Origin of the sequence: Kocuria sp. CNJ-770, from assembly GCF_001942375.1 — a bacterium.
Classification (GTDB): Bacteria; Actinomycetota; Actinomycetes; order Actinomycetales; family Micrococcaceae; genus Kocuria; species Kocuria oceani.
In genome coordinates this window covers 1-5,958 of record NZ_MKJW01000010.1, presented here as the reverse complement: position 1 = coordinate 5,958, position 5,958 = coordinate 1, and the positions used below count along the sequence as shown (strand labels likewise).

At 75.2% G+C, this 5,958-nt stretch carries 2 protein-coding genes and 1 pseudogene; all 3 read right to left on the bottom strand.

Annotation, left to right across the window (positions count from 1 at the left end; genetic code table 11):
- Positions 1-354 precede the first annotated feature (354 nt).
- The 3 genes and pseudogenes from BJF77_RS00305 to BJF77_RS00295 all read right to left on the bottom strand — a co-directional run bounded on the left by BJF77_RS00305 (position 355) and on the right by BJF77_RS00295 (position 5,539).
- Complete coding sequence (locus BJF77_RS00305; protein WP_255396055.1) at positions 355-1,956, bottom strand: FAD-dependent oxidoreductase; 1,602 nt, start codon at positions 1,954-1,956, stop codon at positions 355-357.
- A pseudogene (locus BJF77_RS00300) lies at positions 1,953-4,105 on the bottom strand (molybdopterin oxidoreductase family protein). Before BJF77_RS00300 ends, BJF77_RS00305 begins: the two are co-directional and overlap by 4 nt.
- A gap of 33 nt (positions 4,106-4,138) precedes the next feature.
- A complete protein-coding gene (locus BJF77_RS00295) occupies positions 4,139-5,539 on the bottom strand; it encodes an MFS transporter (protein WP_369821334.1) in 1,401 nt (466 codons plus the stop codon).
- Positions 5,540-5,958: the final 419 nt, after the last annotated feature.

Sequence of the window (5,958 nt, the reverse complement as noted above, 5' to 3'; positions counted from 1 at the left end):
TACCGGCTCGTGCCCCTGACCCGCCTGCCGCTCCTCAGCACCGCCGAGTCCCCAGCACCGCCGAACTCCCCAACTCCGCTGAGTCCCCCAGCACCGCCGAGTCCCCCAATCACCGCCGAATCCCCCAACACCGCTGAGTCTCCCCAGCACCGCCGAGTCCCCCATGGGTTGCCATTTCCCCCTGATCGATCGAGGGGAATTGCGAGCGCAGGGGGGACTCAGCGGGACGAAGGGGGACTCGGCGGGACGGAGGGGGGGGACTCGGCGATCCGGGGGTCAGGCACGAGACAGGGGTCTCGGGAGGAATGCTGGGGCGGACCACCGGGGGATCCGCGGTGGCGTCAGGCCGTGGCGTCAGGCCGGGGCCGGGGTGTGGGCGTCGATGATCCGGGCGACCGCGGCCTTGCAGCCGCCGCAGCCGGTGGCGGCCCGGGTGGCGCGGCCGACCGCCTCGACGGTGGCGGCGCCCTCGGCCACGGCGTCGGCGATGCGGCCCTTGCTCACGCCCGCGCAGTGGCAGACCGTGGACTCGGGGGTCGTCGGACGCTCGCCGGCCCCGGCGTCGGGCCCGTCCAGGCGCAGCAGGACGCTCGGGTCCTCCGGCACGGCCTCGCCGCGGTCGTGGAGCAGACCGATCTCCGCCGCGGCCCGGGGCAGGCCGAGCACGGTGTAGCCGGCGAGGGTCCGGTCCGGGCGCAGCACGAGCTGGGCGTAGGTCCCGGCCGACCCGTCGGCCCACTGCACCACGGACCCGCCGTCGGCCCGCGGCTCCCACGGCGCGCCCCCGGCCGCTCCGGCGCAGGCGAGCTCCACCTGGTGCGCCTTGAGCCGCACCGCCCCGGCGGGGCCCTCGGTCAGCGGCGCGAGCACGGTGGTCCCGCCCTCGGCCACGGCCTCCAGCTCGGCGCGCACGCGGGCGGCCAGCCACTCCGCCTGGCGCCACCCGGGGCCCACGAGCCCGGAGGGCCCCCTGCCGGCCCGGCCGGGGCAGACCTGGCAGGACGGGTCCGGGCACAGCACCTCGGCGCAGTCCCCGACGGCGAAGACGCGCTGCTCGACGTCGGCCTCCAGCTCGTGGTCCACCACGATGCCGCGGGCGGTGCGCAGACCGGCGCCCTCGGCGAGCTCGGTGCGGGGCGTGACCCCGACGGAGAGCAGCAGCAGCTCGCCGGGCACCTCGCGGCCGTCCTGCAGGAGCAGGCCGCGGAAGCCCCGGTCCTCGCCCAGGAGCACCTCGCGCGCCTGGGCGCCGGAGACCACCTCCACTCCGGCCTCGGCGAGCGCCCTCCCCAGCAGGGCTCCGCCGGCGGCGTCCAGGGACCGGGTCATCACCCACGGGGCGTGGTGGACGACCGTCACCGGGCAGCCGACCTCGCTCGCCGCGAGCGCGGCCTCGAGCCCGAGCACGCCCCCGCCCAGCACGACCACGCGGCCGCGGCGCTCGACGACGGCGCGCACGGACCGGGCGTCGCGCAGGTCCCGCAGCGCGGTGACCCCGGCGGGCAGGTGCCCGTAGGCGTGCGGATCCGGGTTGAGCCCGCGCAGCACCGGCAGGTTGGGGCGGGCGCCGGTGGCCAGGACGAGGCGGTCGTAGCCCAGCCGCCCGGAGTCTCCGGTGGCCCGGTCGGTGACGTGCAGCAGCCGGCGGGCGCGGTCGATCCGGGTCACCTCCGTGCCGAGCAGGACGTCGATCCCGCTGCGCGCCAGGAGCTCCGGGTCGGCCAGCCGCATGGAGGCGAGCTCGGCCCGGCCCATCGCGTGCTCGCCCACGAGCACCCGGTTGTAGGCGGGCTCGGCCTCCCCGCCGATCACGGTCAGGCGGATGGTGCCCGCGGCGGCGAGGTCGGCGACGTCGTCGACGAACCGGGCGGCCACGGGGCCGAAGCCGATCACGACCACGTGCTCGCCGGGGCGCATCGGGGTGCCGGTCGAGCGGGTGGGACGGTGCGGGGTCATCGGGTGCTCTCCTGGGGGTCGATCGCCCGGACGGTGACCGAGCCGGCCTTGAACTCGGGCATGGACGAGACCGGGTCCACGGCGTCCGAGGACACGAGCCGGTTGGCGGTCCCGTCACCGGCGTAGTGGAAGGGCAGGAACACGGTGTCGGGGCGGATGTCGGTGCTCAGCCGGGCCAGAGCCACGGCACGGCCGCGGGCGCTGGTCAGCTCCACCGCCGCGCCGTCGCGGATGCCGAGGGCGGCCGCGGTCGCGGGGTGGATCTGCAGCCGGGACTCGGGGCGGGCCCCGAGCAGGGAGGACACCCGGCGGGTCTGGTTGCCTGACTGGTAGTGCTCCAGGTACCGCCCGGTGGTCAGGGTCAGCGTGCCGGGTCCGTGCAGCAGTTCCCGGCGGTGTGCCCGCGGGCTCGGGTCGACCGCCCGGCCGGCGGCGCGCGCCCGGACCGGGACCAGCCGGGCCCGGCCGTCGGGTGGCCGAAGCGGTGAAGGAAGGCCCGGGGCGTGCCGGTGGAGCTCCCCACCGGCCAGGGCCAGTAGCAGGCCTCGCCGGCGTCCAGGGCGGCCCAGCGGATCCCGGAGTAGTCGGCCGTCCCGCCGGCCGAGGCCCGGGCCAGCTCCGCGAAGACCTCCTGCGGGTCGGGGCTGAAGGCGCCCGGCGCCTCGAGCCGCCGGGCGAGCTCGGACATGATCCACAGCTCGTCCCGGGTCCCGGGCGGCGGGTCCACCGCGCGGCGGCGGCGCAGCACCCGGCCCTCGAGGTTGGTCATGGTCCCCTCCTCCTCGGCCCACTGCGGCACGGGCAGGACGAGGTCGGCGTACTCGGCGGTCTCGGAGAGGAAGAGGTCGCAGACCACCAGGAAGTCCAGGGCCTGCAGCCCCCGGGTCACGGCGGCGGTGTCCGGGGCGCCGATCACCACGTTGGAGCCGTTGACCCACAGGCAGCGCACGCCGCCCTCGGTGCCGAGGGTGCTCAGCAACCGGACCGCGGGGATCCCCGGGCCGGGCAGCTCCGCCGGGTCGACGCCCCACACCCCGGCCACGTGCGCCCGGGCGGCGGGGTCCGTGATCGAGCGGTAGCCGGGCAGCTGGTCGGCCTTCTGGCCGTGCTCGCGCCCGCCCTGGCCGTTGCCCTGGCCGGTGAGCGTGCCCCAGCCGGAGCCGGGACGACCGGGCAGCCCGAGCAGCAGGGCCAGGTTGATCGCCGCGGTCGCGGTGTCCGTGCCGTCCACGTGCTGCTCGACCCCGCGCCCGGTGAGCACGTAGGTGCCTCGCCGTTCTCGGGCCAGCCGGCGGGCGGCGCGGCGGAGCCGCTCGGCCGGGACACCGGTGACCTGCTCGACCCGCTCGGGCCACCACGCGCCGACGCTCGTGCGGAAGGCCTCGAGGCCGGTGGTGCGCCGCTCCAGGTAGTCCAGGTCGGCCAGGCCCTCGTGCAGCACCACGTGGGCGAGGCCCAGCAGCAGCACCAGGTCGGAGCCGGGGGTGGGCTGCAGGTGGATCCCGCCGTCGTCGTCGGTCATCCGGGCCGTGGCGGAGCGGCGGGGGTCCACCACGATCAGGCCGCCGTGCTCCCGGGCGTGCTCCAGGTGCTGGACGAACGGCGGCATGGTCTCGGCGGGGTTGCTGCCGAGCAGCAGCACGGTGTGGGCGTCGTCGAGGTCCGTCACGGGGAACGGCAGGCCGCGGTCGGCCCCCAGCGAGCGGTTGGCGGCCGCCGCGGCGGAGGACATGCAGAACCGGCCGTTGTAGTCGATCCGCGAGGTCCGCAGGGCCACCCGCGCGAACTTCCCCAGCTGGTAGGCCTTCTCGTTGGTCAGCCCGCCGCCGCCGAAGATCCCGACGCCGTCCCGGCCGTACCGGTGCTGGGCGGCGCGGAACTCCGCCGCCATCCGGTCCAGCGCCGCGTCCCAGGAGACCTCCCGGAACACCCCGTCCGGACCGCGCAGCAGCGGCGCGATGAGCCGCGACGGGTGGGCCAGCAGCTCCGCCGACGTCCAGCCCTTCCGGCACATCCCTCCCCCGTTGACCGGGAACTGCCGGGCCCGCACCTCCGGGAAGCCCTGCGCGGCGGCGGCCGCGGAGTCCGTGTCGAGGGTCATGGCGCACTGCAGCGCGCAGTAGGGGCAGTGGGTGGCCGTGGTGCTCATGCGGGAGTTCCTTCCGGGAGGGCGGGGGCCGGCTCAGATGTGGCTGTCGCCCATCTCCGTGCCCGGGCGCAGATAGCAGGCCCAGGTCACCGCCAGGGCCACCACGTAGAACGCGACGAAGCCGTAGAACGCGGCGCTGTAGGCCCCGGTGGTGGTGTTCGAGAGGTTCAGCGCCTGCGGGATCAGGAACCCGCCGTACGCGCCGACCGCGCCGATCAGCCCCAGGGCGGCCGAGGCCTTGCGCTCGGTGGAGACCGCGGCGTCCTGCTGCCGGCGCAGCCCCAGCACCCGGTAGATCGAGGGGATCATCCGGTAGGTGGAGCCGTTGCCCATGCCGGCCGCGGTGAACAGCAGCAGGAACAGGCCCAGGAACAGCCAGAAGTCGGCCAGCGGCAGGGTGAGCACCACGGCCAGGGCGAGCAAGGCCATGACCGCGAACACTCCCACCGTCACCGGCGCGCCGCCGAAGCGGTCCGCGAGCCGCCCGCCGTAGGGGCGGGAGACGGACCCCACCAGCGGCCCGAGGAACGCCAGGGACAGCGCCGCCGCACCCACGGCGAAGGAGGAGAAGCCGGGAAAGGTGTCCGCGATGAGCTTGGGGAACACGCTGGAGAAGCCGATGAAGGACCCGAAGGTGCCCACGTAGAGGAAGGACATCACCCAGAAGTGGGGCTCCCGCACCGTGGCCAGGGACCCGGCCACGTCGCCCTTGGCGTGGGAGAGGTTGTGCATGTACCTCCGCGCGCCCCACGCGGCGAAGAGGATGAACGGCACCCACAGCCACCCCGCGACCGAGAGTCCGGTGGCCCCGAGGGCGACGAGCGAGACGGCGATCGGGACGACCAGCTGCGCCACGGCCGTGCCGAGGTTGCCGCCGGCCGCGTTGAGCCCCAGCGCCCAGCCCTTCTCCCGCACCGGGTAGAAGAAGGTGATGTTGGCCATCGAGGACGCGAAGTTGCCGCCGCCGAAGCCGGCCGTGGCCGCCAGCAGCAGCATGACCGCGAACGGGGTGCCGGGGTTGCCGACCGCCAGCGCCAGGCCCACGGTGGGGACCAGCAGCAGCAGGGCCGAGACGATCGTCCAGTTCCGGCCGCCGAACCGGCCGACCATGAAGGTGTACGGGATCCGCAGCGTGGCCCCCACCAGCGAGGGGATGGAGATCAGCCAGAAGATCTGCGAGTCGCTGAAGGGAAAGCCCGCGCCCGGCAGGAACACGACCGTGATGGCCCACAGCTGCCAGACGGCGAAGCCCAGGAACTCCGCGAGGATCGACCACGTGAGGTTGGTGCGGGCGATCGGGCGGCCGGTGCTCTCCCAGAACGCGGGGTCCTCGGGGCGGTAGCCGTCCAGCCAGCGGCCGGGCCGCTCGCGCAGCGCCAGCGGGGGCACCGGCGCGGACGGCCGTGCCGCCGTCACGGACGGGTCGGGGTGCAGCTCTGAACTCACGGGGACCTCCTGGCGGGGCGGATGCGGTGCACGGCGGCGTGCGATGCCCCCACCGTAGGAATCCCGTGTTTCGCCCCCCGACGGCAGGAGTAACGCCTCGGTGCACTTCCGCTCACAGCACGGGGATCACCCCTGTGAGCCCCCGGTGCGCGCCCCGTCGAGCGCAGAGTCCCCCATCAATCAGTGACTGACCGACGCCCCGACTCTCCCGAGATGGCCCGCGCCGAGCGCCGGGTCTCCCGGGTGGCCCACGCCAGGCATCGAGTCCCCCAGCAACCAGCAACTAACTGGCGCCCCCGACTCCCCCACATCGTCCGTGCCAAGCACCGAGTCCCCCATCAACGACCGACTGGCTTAGCACCCCCGACTCCCCCCACATCGCCCGTGCCAAGCACCGAGTCCCCCAT

Excerpts from the sequence above, each read along its gene's own strand:
- BJF77_RS00305 (WP_255396055.1), bottom strand. The coding sequence starts at position 1,956 with ATGACCCCGCACCGTCCCACCCGCTCGACCGGCACCCCGATGCGCCCC.